This is a genomic window from Pseudomonas sp. B14(2022), assembly GCF_012030485.1.
Classification (GTDB): domain Bacteria; phylum Pseudomonadota; class Gammaproteobacteria; order Pseudomonadales; family Pseudomonadaceae; genus Aquipseudomonas.
The window spans coordinates 98,859-122,531 of sequence record NZ_JAAUVM010000008.1; the positions used below are offsets into that span (position 1 = coordinate 98,859).

20 protein-coding genes and 1 pseudogene are annotated in these 23,673 nt (G+C 62.0%); 9 read left to right on the plus strand and 12 right to left on the minus strand.

The genetic code is table 11. The annotated features are described in order from the left end of the window. Positions 1-57: 57 nt before the first annotated feature. Positions 58-1,626, plus strand: coding sequence for a TerC family protein (locus tag HCF10_RS14310; protein ID WP_131699288.1), 1,569 nt, complete (start codon positions 58-60; stop codon positions 1,624-1,626). A gap of 19 nt (positions 1,627-1,645) precedes the next feature. Here HCF10_RS14310 and HCF10_RS31705 read toward each other — a convergent pair. Continuing rightward, positions 1,646-1,942 (minus strand): annotated as a pseudogene (locus tag HCF10_RS31705) (thioredoxin family protein); the annotation flags it as partial. A 68-nt stretch (positions 1,943-2,010) separates the two neighbouring features. Further along, positions 2,011-2,259, minus strand: coding sequence for a hypothetical protein (locus HCF10_RS14320; protein ID WP_131699289.1), 249 nt, complete (start codon positions 2,257-2,259; stop codon positions 2,011-2,013). A 332-nt stretch (positions 2,260-2,591) separates the two neighbouring features. On the opposite strand from HCF10_RS14320, the gene HCF10_RS14325 reads away from it, so the two are divergent. The 8 genes from HCF10_RS14325 (at position 2,592) to HCF10_RS14360 (ending at position 9,025) form a co-directional block, all read left to right on the plus strand. Next, a complete protein-coding gene (locus HCF10_RS14325) occupies positions 2,592-3,440 on the plus strand; it encodes a transporter substrate-binding domain-containing protein (protein ID WP_027608633.1) in 849 nt (282 codons plus the stop codon). Between the two features lie 52 nt (positions 3,441-3,492). Further along, on the plus strand, positions 3,493-4,155 hold the full coding sequence (locus tag HCF10_RS14330; RefSeq protein WP_115488214.1) for an amino acid ABC transporter permease: 663 nt from the start codon (positions 3,493-3,495) through the stop codon (positions 4,153-4,155). 11 nt (positions 4,156-4,166) lie between these two features. Next, complete coding sequence (locus HCF10_RS14335; protein WP_145337515.1) at positions 4,167-4,829, plus strand: amino acid ABC transporter permease; 663 nt, start codon at positions 4,167-4,169, stop codon at positions 4,827-4,829. Then, entirely contained in the window at positions 4,826-5,608 is a 783-nt protein-coding gene (locus HCF10_RS14340) for an amino acid ABC transporter ATP-binding protein (protein WP_131699291.1), read from the plus strand. Before HCF10_RS14335 ends, HCF10_RS14340 begins: the two co-directional genes overlap by 4 nt. 16 nt (positions 5,609-5,624) lie before the next feature. Continuing rightward, positions 5,625-6,014 (plus strand): RidA family protein, encoded by a 390-nt coding sequence (locus tag HCF10_RS14345; protein WP_010210958.1) that lies wholly within the window; start codon positions 5,625-5,627, stop codon positions 6,012-6,014. Positions 6,015-6,120: 106 nt separating this feature from the next. Further along, a complete protein-coding gene (locus tag HCF10_RS14350; RefSeq protein WP_167655806.1) occupies positions 6,121-6,885 on the plus strand; it encodes an IclR family transcriptional regulator in 765 nt (254 codons plus the stop codon). 9 nt (positions 6,886-6,894) lie between these two features. Next, positions 6,895-8,103 carry an amino acid deaminase gene (locus HCF10_RS14355; RefSeq protein ID WP_145337517.1) on the plus strand — a complete coding sequence of 403 codons (1,209 nt, stop codon included), beginning with the start codon at positions 6,895-6,897 and terminating at the stop codon, positions 8,101-8,103. A 10-nt stretch (positions 8,104-8,113) separates the two neighbouring features. Then, positions 8,114-9,025: a sugar kinase gene (locus HCF10_RS14360; RefSeq protein ID WP_167655807.1), complete on the plus strand. Its 912-nt coding sequence runs from the start codon at positions 8,114-8,116 to the stop codon at positions 9,023-9,025. A 139-nt stretch (positions 9,026-9,164) separates the two neighbouring features. Here the strand turns inward: HCF10_RS14360 and HCF10_RS14365 are convergent, their stop codons facing one another. The 10 genes from HCF10_RS14365 to HCF10_RS14410 form a co-directional block, all read right to left on the minus strand. After that, positions 9,165-9,440: a peptidylprolyl isomerase gene (locus HCF10_RS14365; RefSeq protein WP_010564624.1), complete on the minus strand. Its 276-nt coding sequence runs from the start codon at positions 9,438-9,440 to the stop codon at positions 9,165-9,167. Between the two features lie 31 nt (positions 9,441-9,471). After that, positions 9,472-11,979, minus strand: a complete 2,508-nt coding sequence (locus tag HCF10_RS14370) for a PAS domain-containing hybrid sensor histidine kinase/response regulator (protein WP_131699295.1) — start codon at positions 11,977-11,979, stop codon at positions 9,472-9,474. A 140-nt stretch (positions 11,980-12,119) separates the two neighbouring features. Then, positions 12,120-14,072: an acetoacetate--CoA ligase gene (locus tag HCF10_RS14375; RefSeq protein WP_167655808.1), complete on the minus strand. Its 1,953-nt coding sequence runs from the start codon at positions 14,070-14,072 to the stop codon at positions 12,120-12,122. Between the two features lie 162 nt (positions 14,073-14,234). Beyond that, positions 14,235-15,008: a 3-hydroxybutyrate dehydrogenase gene (locus HCF10_RS14380; RefSeq protein ID WP_131699297.1), complete on the minus strand. Its 774-nt coding sequence runs from the start codon at positions 15,006-15,008 to the stop codon at positions 14,235-14,237. Positions 15,009-15,015: 7 nt separating this feature from the next. Continuing rightward, positions 15,016-16,407: a GntP family permease gene (locus HCF10_RS14385; protein ID WP_167655809.1), complete on the minus strand. Its 1,392-nt coding sequence runs from the start codon at positions 16,405-16,407 to the stop codon at positions 15,016-15,018. A gap of 293 nt (positions 16,408-16,700) precedes the next feature. Beyond that, positions 16,701-18,092 carry a sigma-54 interaction domain-containing protein gene (locus HCF10_RS14390; protein WP_131699299.1) on the minus strand — a complete coding sequence of 464 codons (1,392 nt, stop codon included), beginning with the start codon at positions 18,090-18,092 and terminating at the stop codon, positions 16,701-16,703. Next, the gene (locus HCF10_RS14395; protein ID WP_131699300.1) at positions 18,089-19,663 is read right to left on the minus strand and encodes an ABC transporter ATP-binding protein; all 1,575 of its coding nucleotides are present in this window, start codon (positions 19,661-19,663) and stop codon (positions 18,089-18,091) included. Before HCF10_RS14395 ends, HCF10_RS14390 begins: the two co-directional genes overlap by 4 nt. 10 nt (positions 19,664-19,673) lie before the next feature. Beyond that, a complete protein-coding gene (locus HCF10_RS14400; protein WP_167655810.1) occupies positions 19,674-20,696 on the minus strand; it encodes an ABC transporter permease in 1,023 nt (340 codons plus the stop codon). Continuing rightward, positions 20,696-21,757, minus strand: a complete 1,062-nt coding sequence (locus HCF10_RS14405) for a microcin C ABC transporter permease YejB (RefSeq protein WP_027608619.1) — start codon at positions 21,755-21,757, stop codon at positions 20,696-20,698. The genes HCF10_RS14400 and HCF10_RS14405 overlap by 1 nt, the downstream gene beginning before the upstream one ends. Beyond that, positions 21,757-23,616 (minus strand): extracellular solute-binding protein, encoded by a 1,860-nt coding sequence (locus HCF10_RS14410; RefSeq protein ID WP_167655811.1) that lies wholly within the window; start codon positions 23,614-23,616, stop codon positions 21,757-21,759. Before HCF10_RS14410 ends, HCF10_RS14405 begins: the two co-directional genes overlap by 1 nt. Positions 23,617-23,673: the final 57 nt, after the last annotated feature.

Consider the following 23,673-nt stretch of genomic DNA (forward strand, 5'->3'; position numbering starts at 1 on the left):
CACCGATCGTGCGTTGCCGTGTCCGGCATTCTGAAACCTGTAAAGAGACTTATATAAATGGAATGGTTAGCGGATCCAACGGCCTGGCTCGGCCTGTTGACCTTGATTGTGCTGGAACTGGTGCTGGGCATCGACAACCTGGTGTTTATTGCGATCCTGGCGGACAAGCTGCCACCGGAGCAGCGTGACCGTGCGCGGTTGATCGGTTTGTCCCTGGCGCTGCTGATGCGCCTGGGCCTCCTGGCGAGTATTTCCTGGTTGGTGACCCTCACCCAGCCGCTGTTCGAGGTGTTCGACAAGAGCTTCTCCGGGCGTGACCTGATCATGCTGTTCGGCGGTGTGTTCCTGTTGTTCAAGGCCACCATGGAACTGCACGAACGCCTGGAAGGTCATGTGGCCCAGCGCACCGGCAATGTGGCGTACGCCATGTTCTGGCCGATCGTGGCGCAGATCGTGGTGCTCGACGCGGTGTTCTCCCTGGATGCGGTGATTACTGCCGTGGGCATGGTCGATGAGTTGGCGGTGATGATGATCGCGGTGATCATTTCCATCGGCCTGATGATCGTGGCGAGCAAGCCGCTTACGCGCTTCGTCAACGCCCACCCGACGGTGATCATGCTGTGCCTGGGCTTCCTGATGATGATCGGTTTTGCCCTGACCGCCGAGGGCCTGGGTTTCCATATTCCGAAGGGCTACCTGTACGCGGCGATTGGTTTCTCGATCCTGATCGAAGTGTTCAACCAGATTGCCCGCGCGCGTCGCAAGAAATCTGCGCAGGGGGTGTTGCCGGTACGTGAGCGGACGGCCCATGCGGTGATGCGCCTGCTCGGCGGCCGCAGCCTGGCGGTGGAAGAGGTGGGCGAAGACGTGGCGGACCTGTTGGGCGAGACGGATGCTGCGCAAGGGCCGCTATTCGACCGACGTGAACGGGTGATGATCAGCGGTGTGCTGCAACTGGCCGAGCGGCCGATTCGCACCTTGATGACGCCGCGGGCCAACGTCGACTTTATCGACCTGGCTGACGATCCCGACACGATTCGTCTGAAACTGATGCATTCGTCTTATTCGCGCCTGCCGTTGATCCGCAATGGCGCGGTGGATGAGCCGCTGGGCTTTGTGCACAAGAAAGAACTGCTCAAGGAATACCTGGCCGGCAACGAGCCGAACCTGGAGCACCTCGCGCGTCGAGCAATCAACCTGCTGGAGAGCTTTTCGATCCTCAATGCCCTGGAGCAGATGCGCCAGGAGTCGACCCATATCGCCTTCGTGATCAACGAATTCGGTGACTTCATGGGCGTATTGAGCATGACCGACATTCTTGAATCCATCGCCGGTGAATTGCCGGATGCCAGTGAGATCGAAGGGCCGGATATTGTCGAGGAAGGCGCTGGCTTCCGTGCCAATGGCGGCTTGAACCTCACCCAGATTCGTCAGCGCACCGGCTTCAAGGCTGTCGCGACCGAGGATTACCAGACCCTGGCCGGCTTGGTCATGAGCCTGCTCGACCGCCTGCCGATGGTGGGCGATAGCCTGGAGCATGAGGGCTGGCGCCTGACGGTGGCTGCGGTGGAGGAGCGGCGGGTGACGCAGGTGTTATTGCACCCTTGCGGCGTGCATAGCGCCTGAAGGTATCTTCCACAAACTGCGCTTGCTGCTCTTCCGGTCCGAAACCTTTGAATGTTTCCTTCAAGGTGCCGTTCTGGAAGATCAGCAGCGTCGGGGTGCCTGTAACCTCTGGGTGCCTCGGTGTTTTCGCGCAATCGAGTACCATGCTCACCACTGATCGATACCGGGCTGCGATCAGTTCAAACAGCGGCCCGGCTACTCCGCAGGCCGGGCAGTGATCTGAGACAAACAGCATGAACACCGGGCGCGAAGTGCTCAGCGCGCGGCGGTAGTCTTCGGCATTGGCAATGGTTGCTGTGGCAATCCCCATGATCATCTCCCTTTGAGCCGAACAGGCTTTCGCCAACGCTAAGCTGGGGGACCACTACCGTCTACTGTCAACCTTCACAGGTCCGCATCACGCTCCGCACGTTCCCGGGCCTTGCGCGCCTGGCTCGCGCACTTGCGATATTCCTCATTGTCACGGGAGGCCTTGGCGCGGCGATAGCCATGGTGATTCTGGCTGGTGTAGTTGGTGTCGAACGCTGCTTTGAGCTTGCGCAGTTCTTCTTTGCATTCTCGGCGGTCGTTGCTGGCCTGCGCGCTGCCGGCTGCCAGAAAACACAGCAAAACCAGGGTAAGACTGAACTTCATCGGAGTGCGGTCCTTGTCATGAGGCGTGTGCCAAAGGCTAGTCCAGCACCGCGGATTTTCCATGGGAGGGTGCACCGCCGATGTGCGTAGTAACAGGGCGGTGACGCACTTGAATCGTGCTGTCACCCTCGCGTGAGGCCTTGGGTAGCAATCTGCTTGCAAGTGCTGGCGCGACGCCGCATCTCACGTCGCGAGTTATCTGTCTGATTAATAAGCGTTTTATCGTAGTCATAGGTTTTGCTCGGTGCGTGTGGCACACTTTCTGCTGTCTATTCCGTTGTTACATACTAAGTTCCGGTATAGCGGAATACACAACTCCTGGAGTGCTTGTCATGCATCACCGACCTTCCGTGTTTAAAGCGTGTGTTTTTCTCTTCGCCGCATCGGCTTCCCTCGCAGGCATCGTGCAGGCGGCGGACAGCAAGCTCGATGATGTGCTCAAGCGTGGGCACCTGATCGTGGGTACAGGCAGTACCAATGCGCCGTGGCACTTCCAGGGAGCGGATGGCAAGTTGCAGGGTTTTGATATCGACATCGGCCGCATTGTGGCCAAGGGCTTGTTCAACGACCCGAGCAAAGTCGAGTTTGTGGTGCAGTCCTCCGACGCACGCATTCCCAACCTGCTGACCGACAAGGTCGACATGAGCTGCCAGTTCATCACCGTCACCGCCAGCCGCGCGCAGCAAGTGGCGTTCACGCTGCCGTACTACCGCGAAGGCGTGGGCCTGTTGCTGCCGAACAACAGTAAGTACAAGGAAATCGAAGACCTGCAGGCGGCGGGCGATGGCGTCACCGTGGCCGTGCTGCAGAACGTGTATGCCGAAGAACTGGTGCACCAGGCGCTGCCCAAGGCCAAGGTCGACCAGTACGACAGCGTCGACCTGATGTACCAGGCCGTGAACTCCGGTCGCGCCGATGCCGCCGCCACCGACCAGTCCTCGGTCAAGTACCTGATGGTGCAGAACCCCGGCCGCTACCGCAGCCCGGCCTATGCCTGGAGCCCGCAGACCTACGCGTGTGCGGTCAAGCGTGGCGACCAGGACTGGCTGAACTTCGTCAACACCGCACTGCATGAAGCCATGACCGGTGTGGAGTTCCCCACCTACAAGGCGTCGTTCAAGCAGTGGTTCGGTGTGGACCTGCCGGAACCTGCGATTGGTTTCCCCGTCGAGTTCAAGTGATTCGTGAAAACCGGGGCGCCGCCAACGGCGCCCCCATCAGGTACTGCTGACCATGAACTATCAGTTGAACTTTGCCGCCGTATGGCGTGATTTCGACACCTTGCTGGCGGGGCTCGGCCTGGGCCTGCAACTGGCATTGCTGTCGATCGCCATCGGCTGCGTGATCGGCCTGTTGATGGCGTTTGCCATGCTGTCCAAACACCGCGCGTTGCGCATCCTGGCCTCGGTGTATGTGACGGTGATCCGCAATACGCCGATCCTGGTGCTGATCCTGTTGATCTACTTCGCCTTGCCCAGCCTCGGCATCCGCCTGGACAAGATTCCGTCGTTCATCATCACCTTGTCCTTGTACGCCGGCGCCTACCTGACCGAAGTGTTCCGCGCCGGGCTGTTGAATATTCCCAAGGGCTTGCGCGAAGCCGGCTTGGCCATCGGCCTCGGCGAATGGCGGATCCGCGCGTATATCACCGTGCCGGTGATGCTGCGCAACGTACTGCCCGCGCTGTCGAACAACTTTATCTCGCTGTTCAAGGACACCTCCCTGGCCGCCGCCATCGCGGTGCCCGAGCTGACCTATTACGCCCGCAAGATCAACGTCGAAAGCTACCGGGTGATTGAAACCTGGCTGGTCACGACCGCGCTCTACGTGGCGGCCTGTTATCTCATCGCCATGCTGCTCCGTTACCTGGAACAGCGTCTGGCGATCCGTCGTTAAGGAGGGTTTCCATGTACGAGTCCCCCAGCTGGCTGCATGAGTTGTGGATCGCCCGGGATACGCTCTGGGCGGGGTTTCAGACCAGCATTTACTGCTCGGCGCTGGCAATTATCTTTGGCACCCTGATTGGCATATTCGCCGGGCTGGTGTTGACCTACGGCAGATTCTGGATGCGTGCGCCGTTTCGCCTGTATGTCGACCTGATCCGTGGCACCCCGGTGTTTGTGCTGGTGCTGGCGTGTTTCTACATGCTGCCGGCGCTCGGCTGGAAAATCAGCGCGTTCCAGGCCGGCGCCGTCGGGCTTACGCTGTTCTGCGGCTCCCACGTCGCGGAAATCGTGCGCGGTGCGCTGCAAGCCATTCCCCGTGGTCAACTGGAAGCCGGCAAGGCGATAGGCCTGACGTTCCGGCAGTCCCTGGCCTACGTGCTGTTGCCCCAGGCGCTGCGGCAGATCCTGCCGACCTGGGTCAATTCCTCGACGGAAATCGTCAAGGCCTCGACCTTGCTCTCGGTGATCGGCGTCGCTGAATTGCTGCTGAGTACCCAGCAGGTGATCGCACGTACCTTCATGACCCTGGAGTTTTACCTGTTCGCCGGGTTTCTGTTCTTTGTCATCAACTACGCCATCGAGTTATTCGGGCGCTACATTGAAAAGCGGGTGGCCTTGCCATGAACCAACCTCAAACCAACCAACCGCTGCTGAATATCTGCGGCCTGCGTAAACAGTACGGCGAGGTCGAAGTGCTCAAGGGCGTCGACCTGTCCATGCAGCGCGGCAACGTGGTGACGTTGATCGGCTCCAGCGGCTCGGGCAAGACCACGTTGCTGCGTTGTGTCAACTTGCTGGAAGAATTCCAGGGCGGGCAGATCACCCTGGATGGCGAGTCCATCGGCTACAGCGACATCGGCGGCAAGCGCGTGCGTCACCCCGAGCGCGTGATCGCCCAGCACCGGGCGATGACCGGCATGGCATTCCAGCAGTTCAACCTGTTTCCCCATCTGACCGCGTTGCAGAACGTCACCCTCGGCCTGTTGAAAGTTAAGAAAATGCCTAAGGACGAGGCGGTGGCACTCGCGGAAAAATGGTTGGACCGTGTAGGACTTTTGGAGCGCCGCAATCACTTCCCGGGCCAGTTGTCCGGGGGGCAGCAACAGCGTGTGGCGATTGCCCGTGCCATTGCCATGAACCCGAGCCTGATGCTGTTCGACGAAGTCACTTCGGCCCTTGACCCGGAACTGGTGGGCGAGGTGCTCAGTGTGATCAAGGGCTTGGCGGAAGAGGGCATGACCATGTTGCTGGTCACCCACGAAATGCGCTTTGCCTATGAAGTCTCGGACAAGATCGTCTTCATGAACCAGGGCCGGATTGAAGAGCAGGGCTCGTCGAAGGATATCTTCGAGCGGCCGCAATCGCCGCGCCTGGCGGAATTTCTCAAGAACATTCGTTTTTAATCAGGAGCATCGTTTTATGAGCATCACTCGTTACGGAGCCGGCAGCACTGCCGGCGGTGGCCAGCCTCGTCCCTTCGCCCGCGCGGTGGAAGCGGACGGTTGGCTGTACGTCTCGGGCCAAGTGCCTGCGGTGGACGGCGAAATCATCACTGGCGGGATCATCGAGCAAACTCGCCAGACCATGCGCAACGTGGTGGCGATCCTCGAAGAAGCCGGCTACGAGTTGAAAGACGTGGTGCGGGTGGGCGTGTGGCTGGAAGACCCACGGGACTTCTGGAGTTTCAACAAGGTCTTCGGCGAGTACTTCACCCCGGAACACGCTCCGGCGCGGGCCTGTGTGCAGGCCAACATGATGGTGGACTGCAAAGTCGAGATTGATTGCGTGGCCTACAAGAAAAAGGGCTAAATTGCCCCCACTCTTAAGCCCACCAGAGATCAAATGTGGGAGGAGGCTTGCCCCTCCCACAGTGGACCTGCGCCAGCCCTACCATTTCGACCGGACCGAAATTGCCATGACCGAAGACACCATCAAACGCCGCGCCAAGGGCCTGGACCGTGCATTCGATATCCTCGATTTTCTCAAGGAGATCGGCCAGCCCCTGCGCCCGAATGATATTGCCAGCGGCATCGGCAGCCCCAAATCCACGGTTTACGAGCTGGTCGCCTCCTTGTTGGAGCGGCGCATCCTCGAAACCGTGGGCAAGGACGGTCACGTCTACCTCGGCCGCCAGCTGTACTTCCTCGGGCAGGCGCACCTGCGTCATTTCGACCTGACCCGCGAGGCCGACCACGCCTTGCAGGAGATCGTCAGCCAAACCCACGAAACCGCGCAGATGTGCCTGCTCAACGGGCGTAAATACACGGTGGCGCTGATGCGAGAAGGCGAGCGGCATTTCCGCATTTCCTCGGACATCGGTGAAAACGCGCCGATCCCGTGGACGGCCTCCGGGCGCCTGTTGCTGGGGCACTTGAGCGACCAGCAGATCATCGACCTGATCGACTACGACGACTTTATCCTGCCGGATGGCCAGCGCCTGCCGCTGGAGACCTTCCTCGCGCAGATCCGCCAGGCCACCCTCGATGGGTTCTTTTCCTTCGACAGCGTGGCCGACACCTTTACCCACTGCTTTGCCGCCCCGGTCCGGGACGCGCAGGGCATCAGCATTGCGACCCTGTGTATCGTCGCCCCTCGCGCCGATGCGAGCAAAAACTACAACGACTATCGCCGGGTGTTGATCGACAGCGCCAATAACCTGGCCCGTCGCATCAACGAATAGGAGTTTTCCATGTCTGCCATCAATGCCGTTGAAAAGGGCGCCGCCGCCGTCGGTGCCCATTTGGTCCGTGACGTCAGCCTGCCCGCCCTGGTGCTGCACCGCGACGCCCTGGAACACAACATTCGCTGGATGCAGGATTTCGTCAGCAACAGCGGCGCCGAACTTGCGCCCCATGGCAAAACCAGCATGATGCCCGCGCTGTTCCAGCGCCAGATCGCCCAAGGCGCCTGGGGCATCACCCTGGCCAACGCCGTGCAGACCCGCGCCGCCTATGCCGGTGGCGTGCGCCGTGTGCTGATGGCCAACCAGTTGGTGGGCGCGCCGAACATGGCGTTGATCGCCGACCTGCTGGCCGACAAGGATTTTGACTTCCACTGCATGGTTGACCACCCGGACAACGTCGCCGACCTGGGCCTGTTCTTCGCCGCCCGTGGCCTGCGCTTGAATGTGATGATCGAATACGGCGTGGTCGGCGGCCGTTGCGGTTGCCGCAGCGAGCAGGAAGTGCGCGACCTGGCCAAGGCGATCAAGGCCCAACCGGCCCTGGCCCTCACCGGTATCGAAGGCTATGAAGGGGTGATCCACGGCGAACACGCCATCAGTGGCATCCGCGACTTCGCCGCGAGCCTGGTGCGCCTGGCCGTGGACCTGCAAAACAACGGTTCCTTCGACCTGCCCAAGCCCATTATCACGGCGTCGGGTTCGGCCTGGTATGACCTGATCGCCGAGTCCTTCGAAACGCAAAACGCCGCCGGCCGTTTCCTCAGTGTGCTGCGCCCCGGCAGTTATGTGGCCCACGACCACGGTATCTACAAAGCGGCGCAGTGCTGCGTGCTCGACCGCCGCAGCGACCTTCATGAAGGCCTGCGCCCGGCCCTGGAAGTCTGGGCCCATGTGCAATCGTTGCCTGAGCCGGGGTTTGCGGTGATCGCCCTGGGCAAGCGCGACGTGGCCTACGACGCCGGTTTGCCGGTGCCGCTCAAACGCTATCGGGCCGGGATTCTCCCGGCTGAAGGCGATGATGTGAGCGCCTGCACCGTCACCGCCGTGATGGACCAGCACGCCTTCATGACCGTGGCGGCAGGTGTCGAGCTGCGTATCGGCGACATCATTTCCTTCGGCACCTCGCACCCTTGCCTGACCTTCGACAAGTGGCAGGTCGGTTGCCTGGTGGATGAGCAGTTGCAGGTGATCGAGTCCCTGGAAACCCGTTTCTGAGTGTAAAACCATGACCACCGCCTCTCCACGCATTGCCCTGATCGGCGAATGCATGATCGAACTGCAATACCGCGCCGACGGCAGCCTGCAACAGAGCTTCGGCGGCGACACCCTGAACGCGGCGGTGTACCTGCGCCGTGAGCTGGGCGATGTCGGCAGTGTCGACTACGTTACCGCCCTGGGCGATGACAGCTTCAGCGATGCCATGTGCCGGCAATGGCAGGAAGAGGGGCTTGGGCTGGAGAGAGTCCAGCGCCTGTCTGGACGTTTGCCCGGCTTGTACTGCATCCAGACCGACGCCAACGGCGAGCGAAAATTTCTCTACTGGCGTAACGAAGCGGCGGTGCGCGACTGCTTTACCACGCCAGCCGCCGAACCGATCCTGGCGGCATTGCCGGGGTACGACGTGGTGTATTTCAGCGGCATTACCCTGGCGGTGCTGGGTGAAGTCGGGCGGCAGCGCTTGCTCGAAGTCCTGATCGAAACCCGCCGACGTGGCGGCAAAGTGGTGTTCGACAACAACTACCGGCCACGGCTGTGGGCCACGGTGGACGTTGCCCGTGAGGCTTATCGCACCGTACTGGCCGAGGTGGATATCGCCTTGCTGACTGAAGATGACGAGCGCGCGCTGTTTGGTTATGCCGACAGCGAGCAGGTGTTCGCGGCGTACCCGGCGATTGCGGAAGTGGTGCTCAAGCGCGGTGCGGATGCGTGTTTGATTCGTTGCGACGGCGAGCGCTTTGGTGTGCCGGCATTGAAGGTGGAGAAGGTGGTGGACACCACGGCGGCGGGGGATTCGTTCAGTGCCGCGTACCTGGCCTGTCGGCTCAAGGGTGGTTCGCCGCAGGAGGCCGCTTTGGCCGGGCATCGGCTGGCGAGCCGGGTTATCCAGGTGCCCGGTGCGCTGATCCCCAGGGAGTAGGTGAATGGCCGCCTGCGGCGGATCGGGAGCAAGTCGAATCGTCGCACCGCCCCTCCCACAGTTGACCGCATTCCTCCAGATGAAATGCGGTCAAGTGTGGGAGGGGGCTTGCTCCCGATAGCGGTCTTAAGTCAACGCCTCAATCGCGGTAAAACACCTGCACCAGGTGATACCCGAACTTGCTCTTGATCGGTCCGTGAACCACCTTCACCGGCTTCTTGAAGATCACTGCATCAATCACCCCGACCATCTGCCCAGGCCGCACTTCACCCAAATCGCCGCCGCGCTTGCCGGACGGGCAAGTGGAGTACTTCTTGGCCAGCACATCGAAGGCTTCGCCCTTGGCAATGCGCTGCTTGAGTTGTTCGGCTTCTTCGCTGGTTTTCACCAGGATATGGCGGGCTTGGGCTTTCATTGATCTCTACCAGGTGTGCGACGGCGCGCGATTATGCCTGAACTGAATCATCGACGCTGATCATGCTGCGGATTTTGGTCGCCAGCAGGTCGATGGAAAAAGGCTTGGCGACCATGTCCATGCCGTCCTCCAGGAAGCCCTGGCGCTCGGCGGCTTTCTCCGCGTAGCCGGTCATGAACAGCACCTTGAGGCCCGGCCGATGCTGGCGGGCGATCTCCGCCAGTTGGCGGCCGTTCATGCCGGGCAGGCCGACATCGGTCACCAGCAGGTCCACGCGCAGGTCCGACTCCAGCAATGGCAGCGCCGCACGCGCATCCGCCGCCTGGTGCGCGGTATAGCCCAACTCGTCGAGTACATTGACCACCAGCATGCGCACCGCCGGGTCATCCTCGACCACCACCACCGCTTCGCCGGCAAGGGCTACCGGAACTTCGCCCAATTGAGCGGGCAGGCTGCTTTCCAGGGAGGTGCCGTGCAGGCGCGGCAGGTACAAGCGCACGCAGGTGCCCTGGCCCGGTTCGCTCTGGATGGTCACGTGACCACCGGACTGCTGGGCAAACCCATAGATCATCGACAGCCCCAGGCCAGTGCCCTGGCCGATGGGTTTGGTGGTGAAGAACGGGTCGAACGCCTTGGCGAGAATCTTCGGTGCCATGCCGCTGCCGTTGTCACACACGCCAAGCATCACATAGTCGCCGGCCCTGACCGGTTCGAGGGTGGTGATATCGGTGCCGTCGAGGTAACTGTTGGCGGTTTCGATCAGCAGTTCGCCGCCGTCGGGCATGGCGTCGCGCGCGTTGATCACCAGGTTGAGCAGGGCATTTTCCAGTTGGCTCGCGTCGGTGTTGACCGGCCAGATATCGCGGCCCAGTTGCACCTTGAGCGTGATATGGGCGCCCTTGGTGCGCTGGAACAGCTCCTCCAGGGACGCCACCAACTGGTTGGGGTCCAGTGGGCGAAGGTCCAGCGACTGGCGTCGCGAGAAAGCCAGCAGGCGATGGGTGAGGGCGGCCGCGCGATGGGCCGAGGATACGGCGGTTTCGGTAAAGCGGCCGATTTCCTCGCTGCGCCCGGCGGCGATGTAGCGCTGCATCAGGTCCAGGCTGCCGATGATACCGGTGAGCATATTGTTGAAGTCGTGGGCGATACCGCCGGTGAGCTGGCCCACCGCTTCCATCTTCTGCGCATGGCGCAGGGCGTCTTCGGCGCGCTCACGCTCGAACATCTCGGTTTTCAGGCGTTCGTTGGCTTCGGCCAGCGCCTGGGTACGCTGGGCCACACGCTCCTCGAGGTTCTCGTTGAGGTGGCGCAGGGCTTCTTCGGTGAGTTTGCGTTCGGTTTCATCGATCACAAAGATATAGAAACCGTTCACCGAGCCGTCATTGCTGAAGCGCGGCAGGTATTTCATCAGCGCATGGCGTGGGCGGCCATCACGATGGGGGGTGATGGTCATGAAACTGCAGGCCTTGCCCTTGAGCGCAGCGGTGATCTTGTCCTCGCGCCCGGCATACACTTCGTCGCCGAGCACCTCGCGGATGGTCTTGCCGTACAGCTCCTGAGGCGTCATGCCGTACCACTCGAGGTAGGCGCTGTTGTTCAGGCGAAAGCGCTGCTCGTGGTCGACGTAGCCGATCAGCACCGGCATGGCGTTGATGATCAACTGCAGCTCGGTCTGGCTCTGGCGCAGGGCCTGCTCGGTGTGCTTGCGCTCGGTGAGGTCGAGTGCCGCGCCGAGGAAGCGCGCGGGGCGGCCTTGATGATCCTTGTAGCAACGCCCGCGGGCAAACACCCAGCGCACCTGGCCGTCGGCTTGTTGCAGGCGGTATTCCTCGGCGTATTCGGTGCCGTGGGTGATGCAGTGCTTGATGCTGCGCGTCACGGTGCCCCGGTCTTCGGGGTGTACGCCGTGCAGGTAGTCGCTGATGGGCAACAGGCTGGCGTTGCTCGGGTCCACCCCGTGCAGGTAGGCGAAGTGGGCATCGGCGATAAAGCGGTCTTCGCCAATGTCCCAATCCCAGGTGCCCACTGCGTCGGTGGCGGCGAGGGCCAGTTGCAGGCGCTGCTCGGTGTTGTGCTGGGCTCTGCGACGTTCGTTGGTTTCGATGGCCGTGACCAGGATGCCGGCCACGCTGGCGCTTTCATCGCGGACCGGGCTGTAGGTCAGGTCCAGCCAGATTTCAGTGTCGCGATTGTTGCGTTGCAGGACGAAACGCTGCTCGCTGAAGGTACGCACCTGGCCGGTCAGTACGGCGTCGTAGATCGGTGCGGTGAAGCTTTCGAGTTCCGGCCAGGTCTGGTGCGCCGGCTGGCCCATGGCGTCGGGGTGCTTGTTGCCCGCCAGCAGGGCGAAGCCGTCGTTGTAGAGTTGGGTGAGTTCGCTGCCCCACAGCAGGAGCATCGGCATCGGTGAGTGGATGACGATGTCCACGGCTGTGCGCAGGCTTTGCGGCCAATCATTGGCCTCACCGAGGGGGCTGTGTGCCCAGTCCAGCCGCGCAATCAATGCAGCGGCTTCGCTACCGGTGGTTGTTCCCTTCATAAAAAGCCCTGAGCGTAACGCTTTGAAAAAAGACAACACCCATTATCCCGTGGGAAACCTATGGGTGACTACCCTCGAAAAATAGCATGCATTGAGGGTTTGTCTTCAAATGAGTGCTTTAAGGCTGAAACCTTTCATCTTTACGCCAGCTCAGGTCGGTCGCGAAACTGCGCCAGGGCCTCCGGATTGGCCAGGGCGTCGGTGTTTTTCACCGGCTCGCCGTGCACCACGTTGCGCACTGCGAGTTCGACGATCTTGCCGCTGATGGTACGGGGAATATCGCTGACGGCGAGGATCTTCGCCGGCACATGGCGCGGCGTGGTGTTGGCGCGTATTACCTGGCGGATCTGCTGCTCCAGGGCCTCATCCAGTTCGATCCCGTCATCGAGGCGCACAAACAGCACCACGCGCACATCGTCCTGCCAGCGCTGGCCGATGGCCAGGCTCTCCAGCACCTGTGGGACTTTTTCCACCTGGCGATAAATCTCCGCAGTGCCGATGCGAACGCCGCCCGGGTTGAGCACCGCGTCGGAGCGGCCGTGAATCAGCAAGCTGCCGTTGGCGCGTTGTTCGGCGTAGTCGCCCTGGGCCCATACGCCGGGAAACTGGCTGAAATACGAGGCGCGCAGCTTCTTCTGGTCCGGGTCGTTCCACAAGCCGATGGGCATCGCCGGGAAGTGCCGGGTGCACACCAGTTCGCCTTTTTCCTCGAGCAGCGGTTGGCCCTGGTCGTCCCACACCTCAATGGCCATCGCCAGGCTCTTGCATTGCATTTCACCGCGCCGTACGGGCAACACCGGGTTGCCGATCACAAAGCAGGAGACGATATCGGTGCCGCCAGACATTGAGGACAGGCACAGCTCGGCCTTGATCTCGCGGTAGACGTAGTCGTAGCTCTGGGGCGACAAGGGCGAGCCGGTCGAAATCAGGCCCTTGAGGCTGCTCAGGTCGTGGCTCAGGCGCGGTTGCAGCCCGGCCTTTTCCAGGGTGGCGAGGAACTTGGGGCTGGTGCCGAACACGCTGATCTTTTCCGCGTCGATCAGGTCGATCAAGCGTTCCGGGCCGGGATGAAATGGCGAGCCGTCATACAGCACCGCCGTGGCCCCGATCGCCAGCACCGAGACCAGCCAGTTCCACATCATCCAGCCGCAGGTGGTGTAGTAGAACAGGCAGTCCTCGCGGGATATGTCCGCGTGCAGGCCGTGTTCCTTGAGGTGGGTGAGCAGCACGCCGCCGGTGCCGTGGATGATGCATTTGGGCACGCCGGTGGTGCCGCTGGAGTAGAGGATGTACAGCGGATGATCGAACGGCACCGCGACGAACGCAGGCTCGCCGCCGGGTTGGTAGAAGTCGTTCCACAGGGCAACGCGGGCCTGGGTCTGATAGTCCTCGACGCAGGCGTGGGGCCGTGCATACGGGACGATGATCAATTGTTCCAGGGACGGTAGGCGTTCGAGGATTTCATTGAGCTTGGCGCTTTGGTCGATGGTTTTGCCGGCATAGCGGTAGCCGGCGCAGGTGATCAGCACCTTGGGCTCGATCTGGCCGAAGCGGTCGATGACGCCTTGGGTGCCGAAGTCTGGTGAGGAGCACGACCAGATCGCGCCCAGGCTGGTGGTGGCGAGCATGCCGACCAGGGTTTGCCAGGTGTTGGGCATGCACGCGGCCACCCGGTCACCGCTGCCGACACCGGCCGCCCGCAGACTGTCTTGCAGGCCGGCGACATGGGCGGCCAGTTCGGCATAGGTGAGTTGTTCGCGCTGGCCGTCTTCACTGATCGCGACCACGGCCGGGTGATCGTCGCGTCGACGCAGCAGGTGTTCGGCAAAATTCAGGCTCGCGCCCGGAAACCACTGGGCGCTGGGCATCTCGGCGTCTTCGATCAACACTGCGCTGGGTGGGCTACGAAACTGCACCTCGAAGAACGTGACGATTGCCTGCCAGAAGTCCGGGCGCTGGTCGATGCTCCACTGGTGCAGGGCCGGGTAGTCGTTGAGCTGCACGCCGTGGCGATCATTGATAAAGCGTCGGAACTGGTCCATCCGTGTGTTGCGGATGCGTTCCGGGGAGGGTTGCCAGAGGATCTCGGACATCAGCAAGGTCTCTTGTTTTTATGCAGGTCTTCAAAACAATAGAATTCTACTGTGGGAGGGGGCTTGCTCCCGATAGCGGAGTATCAGCTAGCCCGTGTGGTACTGACCCTCCGCCATCGGGAGCAAGTCCCCTCCCACAGTTTAGATATCCAGTGTCTGGTTTTATTGGGCCAGCCAGCCGCCATCAATGTTCCACGCCGCACCCCGCACCTGCGCACCGGCCTCACTGCACAAGAACAGCACCAGCTCACCCAACTGCGACGGTGTCACGAACTCCAGCGACGGCTGTTTCTCCGCCAGCAGATCATGCTGCGCCTGCTGCGGGTCGACGCCATTGGCCACACGATCATCAATCTGCTTCTGCACCAGCGGCGTCAACACCCAGCCGGGGCAGATTGCATTGCAGGTCACGTTGCTGGTGGCGGTCTCCAGGCCCACCACCTTGGTCAAGCCGATCACGCCGTGCTTGGCTGCCACATACGCGGCCTTGCCCACCGAGCCGACCTGGCCGTGCACCGAGGCGATGTTGACGATACGCCCCCACCCCTTGGCTTTCATGCCTGGCAAGCTCAAGCGTGTGCTGTGGAACACCGACGACAGGTTGATCGCGATGATCGCGTCCCAGCGCTCCACCGGGAAGTCCTCCACCGCCGCCACATGCTGGATGCCTGCGTTGTTGACCAGGATGTCGACACCGCCGAACTCACGCTCGGCGTACGCGAGCATGTCGGCAATCTGCGCCGGGTCGCTGACGTCCGCCGGGTGATGGCCGACCTTGCCGCCAAACGCCTGCACCTGGGCGACCACCGCACTGGCGTCGCCGAAGCCGTTGAGGATCAGGTTGGCGCCGGCCTTGGCCAGGCTCAGTGCGATGCCCAGGCCGATGCCGCTGGTGGAACCGGTAACCAGGGCGGTCTTGCCGTTCAATGTCGTCATGAAAACCTCACACAATGCCGGTGGCGTAGAAAGTACCGATCACCACGAACACCGCGAGGGTCTTGATAATCGTGATGCCGAAAATGTCCTTGTAGGCTTCGCGGTGGGTCAGGCCGGTCACCGCCAGCAGCGTGATCACCGCGCCGTTGTGGGGCAGGGTGTCCATGCCGCCGCTGGCCATGGCTGCGACCCGGTGCAGCACTTCAAGGGGAATATTGGCCGCATGGGCCGCCGAAATAAAGCTCTCGGACATGGCCGCCAGGGCGATGCTCATGCCACCGGACGCAGAGCCGGTGATACCGGCCAGCAGGGTCACGGTAATCGCTTCGTTGACCAGCGGGTTGGGGATGCCTTTCAGCCAGTCCGCCAGTACCAGAAAGCCCGGCAGCGAGGCAATCACTGCACCAAAGCCGTATTCGGAAGCGGTGTTCATCGCCGCCAGCAACGCGCCGCTGACCGCGCTTTTGCTGCCCTCGGCGAGCTTACTTTTGATCGCCGACCACCCGAACGCCAGCACCATCAGGATCCCCACCAGCAACGCCGCCTGCACCGCCCAGATCGCGGTGAGCTTGGCGATTTCAGTGGTCACCGGCGCGCTCATGCCCGGCAGGCTGAGGCTGTGGGTCTTGCCGTACCACTGCGGGATCCAGTGGGTGAACAGCAGGTTCATTACGCCCACCAGGATCAGCGGCGACAGCGCGATCCAAGGGTTGGGCAGGGCAATGTTCTCGGCGGTCTCAGGCTCGTTGCGCAGCTCGGTGCCGTAGCCTTCACCCGCGCGCTGGGCCTTGTTGCGCTGGCGCGCCAGGTAGAGCATGCCGGCGCAGAACACGAAAATCGTGCCGGTCAGCCCCAGCCACGGCGCCGCCCAGGCGGTGGTGTTGAAGAAGGTGCTGGGGATGATGTTCTGGATCTGCGGCGTGCCGGGCAGGGCGTCCATGGTGAACGAAAACGCACCGAGGGCGATGGTCGCCGGGATCAGGCGCTTGGGGATATTGCTCTGGCGGAACATCTCCGCCGCAAACGGGTACACCGCAAACACCACCACAAACAGCGACACGCCGCCGTAGGTGAGCAGGGCGCAGACCAGCACGATCACCAGCATCGCCTGGCGCGTGCCGAGCAAACGGATCGCCGCGGCCACGATAGAGCGCGAGAAGCCCGACAGCTCGATCAGCTTGCCGAACACCGCACCGAGCAGGAACACCGGGAAATACAGTTTGATAAAGCCGACCATTTTCTCCATGAACACCCCGGTAAAGGCAGGGGCGACGGCGGACGGGTCGGTGAGCAGCACGGCACCGAGGGCGGCGATGGGGGCAAACAGGATAACGCTATAGCCACGGTAGGCAGCCAGCATCAGCAACGCGAGCGCTGCCAGGGCAATGATCACACTCATGGTGTGTCTCCATCGGATTGTTATTGTTGTGGGTGAAGCGGTGGGGAGGGCTATAGCGAGATGTGTGCCATGTTTTCAACTTGTTGAAATATATGGGTATTTTTGAATTTTTTTCGAGGATTTTTGAATTTTGTCTCAATTTGGAGACAGGTGAAGATCAAATGTGGGAGGGGGCTTGCTCCCGATAGCGGTGTATCAGCCAGCATATGTGTTAACTGACCTGATGCTATCGGGGGCAAGCCCCCTCCCACAGGGATTGTCTTTGTCTGGAGAATGGAGTCTCTATATGGAGACTAGGCAATCCCCAGTGCCACCATTTTCTTGTACAGCGTCGACCGCCCCAGCCCCAATCGCCTGGCCGCCTCCACCACATTCCCACCACACGCCTCGAGCGCCGCCGTAATCACCTGCCGATCAAAGCGCTCCCGCGCTGCTGCAAACGTCTCACCCGCAACCGTATCCACCGCCCCGCGTTCCACCGGGCTGAACGTGCCAATCGCCGCACGAATTTCCCTGGCGTCCAGCACCAGGTCATCGCTCAGCAACGCCGCGCGCTCCAGCACGTTGCGCAGCTCGCGGATATTCCCCGGCCACGCATGTTGCGCCAACAGCGCCAGGGCCTCGCGGTCCAGCTCATGCTGGCTGCGCAGGTCTTCGAGGATCGCTTCGCTCAGCGCCGGGATATCCTCCAGCCGCTCACGCAGCGGCGGCACCCGGATCGGCAGCACATTCAGGCGGTAATACAAGTCCGCGCGAAACTCACCGCGCTTGATCGCCGCTTCCAGGTCCATGGAGGTGGCCGCGATCACCCGCACATCGCTGTGCAGCATCTCGTTGGAACCCACCGGTTCGAATTCCTTTTCCTGCAACACCCGCAGCAGTTTGCTTTGCAGCGGCAGCGGCATATCGCCGATTTCATCGAGGAACAGCGTACCGCCCTGGGCAATCTGGAATTTACCCGGACGGCCCTTGCGATCGGCGCCTGTAAAGGCGCCCGGCGCGGTGCCGAAGAATTCTGCTTCCAGCAGGTCATGGGGAATCGCCGCGCTGTTGATGCTGACAAAGGCCTTGTGCGCACGCGGTGAGGCGCCGTGGATCGCCTGGGCGAGCAATTCCTTGCCCGTGCCGGTTTCGCCGAGCAGCAGCACCGGCGATTCGGCGCTTGCGCTGCGCCGTGCACGGCGTTTGACTTCCAGGCTGGCGGCGCTGGTGCCGATAAAATGCGCGAAGTTGTACTTGCTCTGGCGTGAGCGCAGCAACGAACGGGTGGAGGCCAGTTCCTGCTGCATGCTCAGGTAGCGTTCGATCAGCGGCGACAGGTTACGCAGCTCATCGAACAAGGCAAAACCAATCGCCCCGATCACCGCCCCGGCATCGTTGTGGATCGGCAGGCGCATCACCACCAACGGGCCTTTGGGGGTGTCCTGGATGTCCAGCAGAATCGGCCGGTCGGTGCGTACCACCTGGCGCAACAGGCTGTTGGAAATCACCCGCTCGCACGGCTGGCCGATGGCTTCATCGGCACTCTTGAGGCCGAAGCGCTTGGCGTAGCGCTCGTTCATCCAGACGATATTGGCGTCGCGGTCGACAATCACCGTGCCTTCGCTGGACTGCTCGATGATCTCGAACAGCGACTGGATCGCCAGGCCGCGAACCTGTTGGTAATCCGTCAGGCTGGTACTCATGACGACAGCCCGCCGGCCGCCGCCAGGAGTTCTTTGGTATACGGGTGCTGCGGCGCGTCGAAGACTGCATGGCTCGGCCCGCGCTCCACCACCTTGCCGTCCTTGATCACGATCATGTCATGGGCCATAGCGCGCACCACGGCGAGGTCATGGCTGATAAACAGGTAGGTCAGGCCGTACTTCTCCTGCAACTCACGCAACAACGCTACGACCTGCTTCTGCACGGTGCGGTCGAGGGCGGAGGTGGGTTCGTCCAACAGCATCAACGCCGGCTTGAGCACCAGCGCACGGGCGATGGCGATGCGTTGGCGCTGGCCGCCGGAGAATTCATGGGGGAAGCGATGGCGGCTGGCGGGGTCGAGGCCCACGTCCTTGAGCACCTGGATCACTTGCGCATCGCGGTCGGCCAGGCTGCACGGCGCATGCACTTCCAGGCCTTCGCTGATGATCTGCTGCACCGACATGCGCGGGCTGAGGCTGCCATACGGGTCCTGGAACACCACCTGCATCTGTTTGCGCCACGGGCGCATCTGCTTGTGGTTGAGCGGGTCGAGGGCCTCGCCCTGGAAGCGGATGCTGCCGGTGGAGTCCAGCAGGCGCAGGATCGCCTGGCCGAGAGTGGACTTGCCCGAACCGGACTCGCCGACAATCCCCAGGGTCTTGCCGCGCTGCACGCTGAGGCTGATGCCATCCACCGCGCGCAGGTAGGTCTTGCGCCGGAACAGGCCGCCGCCAAGGGGGAATTGCACGCTCAGGTTGTCCACCTCCAGCACGGTCTCCCGTGGGTCGCTGCACAGCACATCGCCGGATGGCTCGGCGTCCAGTAACAGGCGGCTGTAGGGATGTTGTGGTGCGGTGAACAAGGTCTCGCAGCCGGCCTGCTCGACAATCTCGCCGGCATGCATCACGCACACGCGTTGGGCAATGCTGCGCACCAGGTTGAGGTCATGGCTGATCAGCAGCAGCGACATGCCCAGGCGGTGTTGCAGGGATTTGAGCAGCAGCAGGATCTTGCGTTGCACGGTCACGTCGAGGGCGGTGGTGGGCTCGTCGGCAATCAACAGCTCCGGCTCACAGGCCAGGGCCATGGCGATCATCACCCGCTGGCGCTGGCCCCCGGAGAGTTGGTGCGGATAAGCCTTGAGGCGTTCCTGGGGTTTCTGGATACCCACCAGTTCGAGTAACTCAAGGATGCGTGCCTGCGCCGCCTTGCCGCCCATGCCCTTATGCAGCAGCAAGGTTTCGCCGATCTGTTTTTCGATGCTGTGCAGCGGGTTGAGGGAGGTCATCGGCTCCTGGAAGATCATCGCAATGCGGTTGCCGCGCAGTTTCTGCAAGGTCGACGCCGAGGCGCCGATCAGTTCCTGGCCGCGATACTTCACGGAACCGCGGGTGTCGGTACCGGCCTCGGGCAGCAGTTGCAAGATCGAGTGGGCGGTCACCGACTTGCCGGAGCCGGATTCGCCCACCAGCGCCAGGCACTCGCCGGGGCGGACGTCCAGGCTCAGGTTGCGCACCACGGTCTGGCCGCTGAACGCGACGCTGAGGTCGCGGATTTCGATCAGGTTCATACGCAATCACTCATGAGCGTGGGTCGAAGGCATCGCGTAATGCCTCGCCGATAAAGACCAGCAGCGACAGGATCAGCGCCAAGGTGAAAAACGCCGTCAAGCCCAGCCACGGCGCTTGCAGGTTCTGCTTGCCCTGGGCAATCAACTCGCCCAGTGAAGCACTGCCCGCAGGCATGCCGAAACCAAGGAAATCCAGGGCGCTCAGGGTGGAAATCGCCCCGGTGAGGATAAACGGCAGGTAGCTCAAGGTGGCGGTCATGGCGTTGGGCAGGATGTGCCGGCGAATGATCTTGCCGTCGCCCAGGCCCAGCGCCCGTGCGGCCTTGACGTACTCCAGGTTGCGCCCACGCAGGAACTCGGCGCGCACCACATCCACCAGGGCCAGCCAGGAAAACAGCGCCATGATCCCCAGCAACCACCAGAAGTTCGGCTCGACAAACCCCGACAGGATGATCAGCAGGTACAGCACCGGCAGCCCGGACCACACTTCAAGGATGCGTTGGCCGAGCAGATCCACCCAGCCGCCGTAATAGCCTTGCAAGGCCCCGGCGGCGATGCCGATGGCGGCGCTGATGGTGGTGAGCGCCAGGGCAAACAGGATCGACACCCGCGCGCCGAAGATCACCCGCGCCAACACATCCCGCGACTGGTCATCGGTGCCCAGCCAGTTCACCGTCGAGGGCGGGCTGGGGGCCGGGCGGGTCAATTCGTAGTTGGGCGTGTCGTCGCTGAACGGAATCGGCGGGAACAGCATCCAGCCGCCGCCCTGCTTGATCAGCTTTTGCACGTAGTCACTGCGGTAATCGGCCTGGAACGGCAGTTGCCCGCCGAACTGCTGCTCGGTGTAGCGCTTGAACGCCGGGAAATACAGCTCGTGCTTGTAACTGAGCACCAAGGGCTTGTCATTGGCGATCAGCTCGCCGCCCAGGGTCAGGATAAACAGGCCGATAAACAGCCACAGCGACCACCAGCCGCGACGGTTTTTCTTGAACCGTTCGAAACGCCGACGGGCCACGGGAGACAGGTTAAGCATCAGGCGTTCCTCGCGGCGAAGTCGATACGCGGGTCCACCAGGGTGTAGCAGAGGTCGCCGATCAGTTTTATCAGCAGGCCGAACAACGTGAAGATAAACAGCGAGCCAAACACCACCGGGTAGTCCCGGGACACGGCGGCTTCGTAGCTCATGCGTCCGAGGCCATCGAGGGAAAAGATCACCTCGATCAACAGCGAGCCGGCAAAGAATACGCTGATGAACGCCTGGGGAATCCCCGAGATCACCAGCAGCATGGCGTTGCGAAACACATGGCCGTACAGCACCCGCCGTTCGCTCAAGCCTTTGGCGCGGGCGGTCACGACGTACTGGCGCGTGATTTCATTGAGGAACGAGTTTTTGGTCAGGATGGTCAGGGTGGCGAACCCGCCGATCACCAGCGCGCTGACCGGCAGTACCAGGTGCCAGAAGTAGTCGGCGATCTTGCCCACGGTGCTCAGCTCGGCGAAGTTTTCCGAGACCAGCCCGCGCACCGGGAACCAGTTCAATGACGTGCCTCCGGCGAACACCACGATCAGGAACATCGCGAACAGGAACGCCGGCATCGCGTAGCCAATCACAATGGCGGTGCTGCTCCACACATCAAAACTGCTGCCATGGCGCACCGCCTTGCGAATGCCCAAGGGGATCGACACCAGGTAGGTGATCAGCGTGGCCCAGAGGCCGAGGGAAATGGTGACCGGCATCTTTTCCAGGATCAGGTCGATCACGGTGGCGCCGCGAAAGAAGCTGTTGCCGAAATCCAGCTGGGCGTAGCTCTTGAGCATCAGCCACAGGCGTTCCGGCGCGGGCTTGTCGAAGCCGTATTGTTTTTCGATGTCCTTGATCAGTTTCGGGTCCAGGCCACGGCTGGCGCGGGAGCCGCTGCTGACACCGTCGCCGGATGAGCCGCCGACCGCGCCGCCGCCGATGCCCTGCAAGTGAGCGATGGCTTGTTCCACCGGCCCGCCGGGGGCGGCCTGGACGATCACGAAATTCACCAGCAGGATGATCACCAGCGTCGGGATGATCAGCAGCAGGCGCCTCACGATATAGGCAAACATCAGCGAGCTCCTGCGCGTTTTTTCAATTCGGCATTCATTTGTTCATTTGTCAGCGGGGTAGGGCTGATTTCCCACCAGGTTTCCAGGGCTTCATCATTCCTGGCCTCGATGGCCGGGCGGCCGAAGCGGTTCCACCAGGCGGCGGAGGTGCCGGGCGGGTAGTAATTGGGGATCCACAGGTAATTCCATTGCAGCACCCGGTCCAGGGCATGGGCATAGGTAAGCATCTGCGCCTGGGTGTCGGCCTTGACCAGGCCCTTGATCAGGCTGTCGACGGCCGGGTCCTTGAGCACCATGTAGTTGTTGGCGCCCGGATCGAACGCGGCGGTCGAGCCGAAGTAGTTGTACAGCTCCATGCCGGGCGATGTGGTGACCGGGAAGCCCGTCACGATCATGTCGTAGTCGCGGGCCATCAAGCGGTTGACGTATTGCGAAGAATCGATGCGGCGGATATTCAAGGTGATGCCGATCTGCGCCAGGTTGCGTTTGTACGGCAACAACAGGCGTTCCAGCCCGTTCTGGGCATTGAGGAAGGTGAACGCCAGCGGCTCGCCCTCGGCGTTGACCAGTTTGTCGCCGTCTGGCTTCCAGCCGGCGTCTTCCAGCAGCGCCAGGGCTTGCAGCTGCTTGTCACGGATCATGCCGCTGCCATCGGTGACCGGCGCCTTGAACACCTGGGTGAACACCTCGTCGGGAATCTGCCCGCGCAAGGGTTCGAGAATCGCCAGTTCTTCCGCAGTGGGCAGTTGGGTGGCGGCCAACGGGCTATTGGAGAAGTAGCTTTGCTGGCGGATGTACACGTTGCGCATCATCTGCCGGTTGGCCCATTCGAAGTCCCACAGCATCGCCAGGGCCTGGCGCACGCGACGGTCCTTGAACATTGGTTTTTGCACATTGAACACATAACCCTGGGCCGGTTGCGGCATGTCCTTGGCCAAGTGCGCGCGTTGCAGGCGGCCATCGTCCAGGGCCGGGCCGTTGTAGCCGATGGAATAGCCGGTGGCGGAGAACTCACGGTTGAAGTCGTAGGCGCCCCCACGCAATACCTGGCGGGCCACCTCGGTGTCGCCGAAGTACTCCAGGCTCAGGTGATCGAAGTTGTACAGGCCGTGGCTGACGGGCAGGTCCTTGCCCCACCAGTCGGGGTCGCGGGTAAAGGTGATGGTGCTGCCCGAGTCGATCTTGCCGACCTTGTACGGGCCGCTGCCCAGGGGGGCTTCGTAGCCACCGCCGTTGGCGAAGTCGCGGGTCTTCCACCAGTGCTCGGGGAACACCGGCAGGGTGGCGATATCCAGGGGCAGGGTGCGGTTTTCGTTGCTGGAAAAATCAAAACGGACCTGGCGCGGGCCTTCGACTTCGACGTGCTTGACGTCAGCGAACAACGTGCGAAAGCGCAGGCTGCCTTGGGTCATCAGCAGGTTGAAGCTGTAGCGCACATCCTCGGCGGTGATCGGCTTGCCATCGGCAAAACGCGCCTTGGGGTTGAGGAAGAAACGCAGGGACAGGCCGTCGTCCGCGCGGTCCATCTTCTCCGCAACCAGGCCATACACCGTATAGGGTTCGTCCAGTGAGCGCAGGGCCAGGGGCGCATACAGCCAGCCGTCGACCTGGGAGACGCCGATGCCTTTGTCGATATACGGCAGCACATGGTCGAAACGTCCGATTTCAATCGCCGAGCGTCGCAGGCTGCCACCCTTGGGGGCGTTGGGGTTGACGTAGTCGAAATGGCTGAAACCGGCGGGATACTTGGCCGGCTCGCCGTATACGGTCATTGACGGTTGGGGCGCCGCGATCACGGCGGTGCTGGCCAGCAGCAGGGCCAGGGAGGTACTGAGCAGTCTGGAAAAAGCCAATCGCATTGTCAGCCTTGAACGCCGGGTGAAGAAGAATAAGGATTTGTACGCTAACAGCATCAG

What these genes read in the sequence shown, in the direction of transcription:
- HCF10_RS14310 (WP_131699288.1), top strand. Translation starts at nt 58, where the DNA reads ATGGAATGGTTAGCGGATCCAACGGCCTGGCTCGGCCTGTTGACCTTG.
- HCF10_RS14320 (WP_131699289.1), bottom strand. Translation starts at nt 2,259, where the DNA reads ATGAAGTTCAGTCTTACCCTGGTTTTGCTGTGTTTTCTGGCAGCCGGC.
- HCF10_RS14325 (WP_027608633.1), top strand. Translation starts at nt 2,592, where the DNA reads ATGCATCACCGACCTTCCGTGTTTAAAGCGTGTGTTTTTCTCTTCGCC.
- HCF10_RS14330 (WP_115488214.1), top strand. Translation starts at nt 3,493, where the DNA reads ATGAACTATCAGTTGAACTTTGCCGCCGTATGGCGTGATTTCGACACC.
- HCF10_RS14335 (WP_145337515.1), top strand. Translation starts at nt 4,167, where the DNA reads ATGTACGAGTCCCCCAGCTGGCTGCATGAGTTGTGGATCGCCCGGGAT.
- HCF10_RS14340 (WP_131699291.1), top strand. Translation starts at nt 4,826, where the DNA reads ATGAACCAACCTCAAACCAACCAACCGCTGCTGAATATCTGCGGCCTG.
- HCF10_RS14345 (WP_010210958.1), top strand. Translation starts at nt 5,625, where the DNA reads ATGAGCATCACTCGTTACGGAGCCGGCAGCACTGCCGGCGGTGGCCAG.
- HCF10_RS14350 (WP_167655806.1), top strand. Translation starts at nt 6,121, where the DNA reads ATGACCGAAGACACCATCAAACGCCGCGCCAAGGGCCTGGACCGTGCA.
- HCF10_RS14355 (WP_145337517.1), top strand. Translation starts at nt 6,895, where the DNA reads ATGTCTGCCATCAATGCCGTTGAAAAGGGCGCCGCCGCCGTCGGTGCC.
- HCF10_RS14360 (WP_167655807.1), top strand. Translation starts at nt 8,114, where the DNA reads ATGACCACCGCCTCTCCACGCATTGCCCTGATCGGCGAATGCATGATC.
- HCF10_RS14365 (WP_010564624.1), bottom strand. Translation starts at nt 9,440, where the DNA reads ATGAAAGCCCAAGCCCGCCATATCCTGGTGAAAACCAGCGAAGAAGCC.
- HCF10_RS14370 (WP_131699295.1), bottom strand. Translation starts at nt 11,979, where the DNA reads ATGAAGGGAACAACCACCGGTAGCGAAGCCGCTGCATTGATTGCGCGG.
- HCF10_RS14375 (WP_167655808.1), bottom strand. Translation starts at nt 14,072, where the DNA reads ATGTCCGAGATCCTCTGGCAACCCTCCCCGGAACGCATCCGCAACACA.
- HCF10_RS14380 (WP_131699297.1), bottom strand. Translation starts at nt 15,008, where the DNA reads ATGACGACATTGAACGGCAAGACCGCCCTGGTTACCGGTTCCACCAGC.
- HCF10_RS14385 (WP_167655809.1), bottom strand. Translation starts at nt 16,407, where the DNA reads ATGAGTGTGATCATTGCCCTGGCAGCGCTCGCGTTGCTGATGCTGGCT.
- HCF10_RS14390 (WP_131699299.1), bottom strand. Translation starts at nt 18,092, where the DNA reads ATGAGTACCAGCCTGACGGATTACCAACAGGTTCGCGGCCTGGCGATC.
- HCF10_RS14395 (WP_131699300.1), bottom strand. Translation starts at nt 19,663, where the DNA reads ATGAACCTGATCGAAATCCGCGACCTCAGCGTCGCGTTCAGCGGCCAG.
- HCF10_RS14400 (WP_167655810.1), bottom strand. Translation starts at nt 20,696, where the DNA reads ATGCTTAACCTGTCTCCCGTGGCCCGTCGGCGTTTCGAACGGTTCAAG.
- HCF10_RS14405 (WP_027608619.1), bottom strand. Translation starts at nt 21,757, where the DNA reads ATGTTTGCCTATATCGTGAGGCGCCTGCTGCTGATCATCCCGACGCTG.
- HCF10_RS14410 (WP_167655811.1), bottom strand. Translation starts at nt 23,616, where the DNA reads ATGCGATTGGCTTTTTCCAGACTGCTCAGTACCTCCCTGGCCCTGCTG.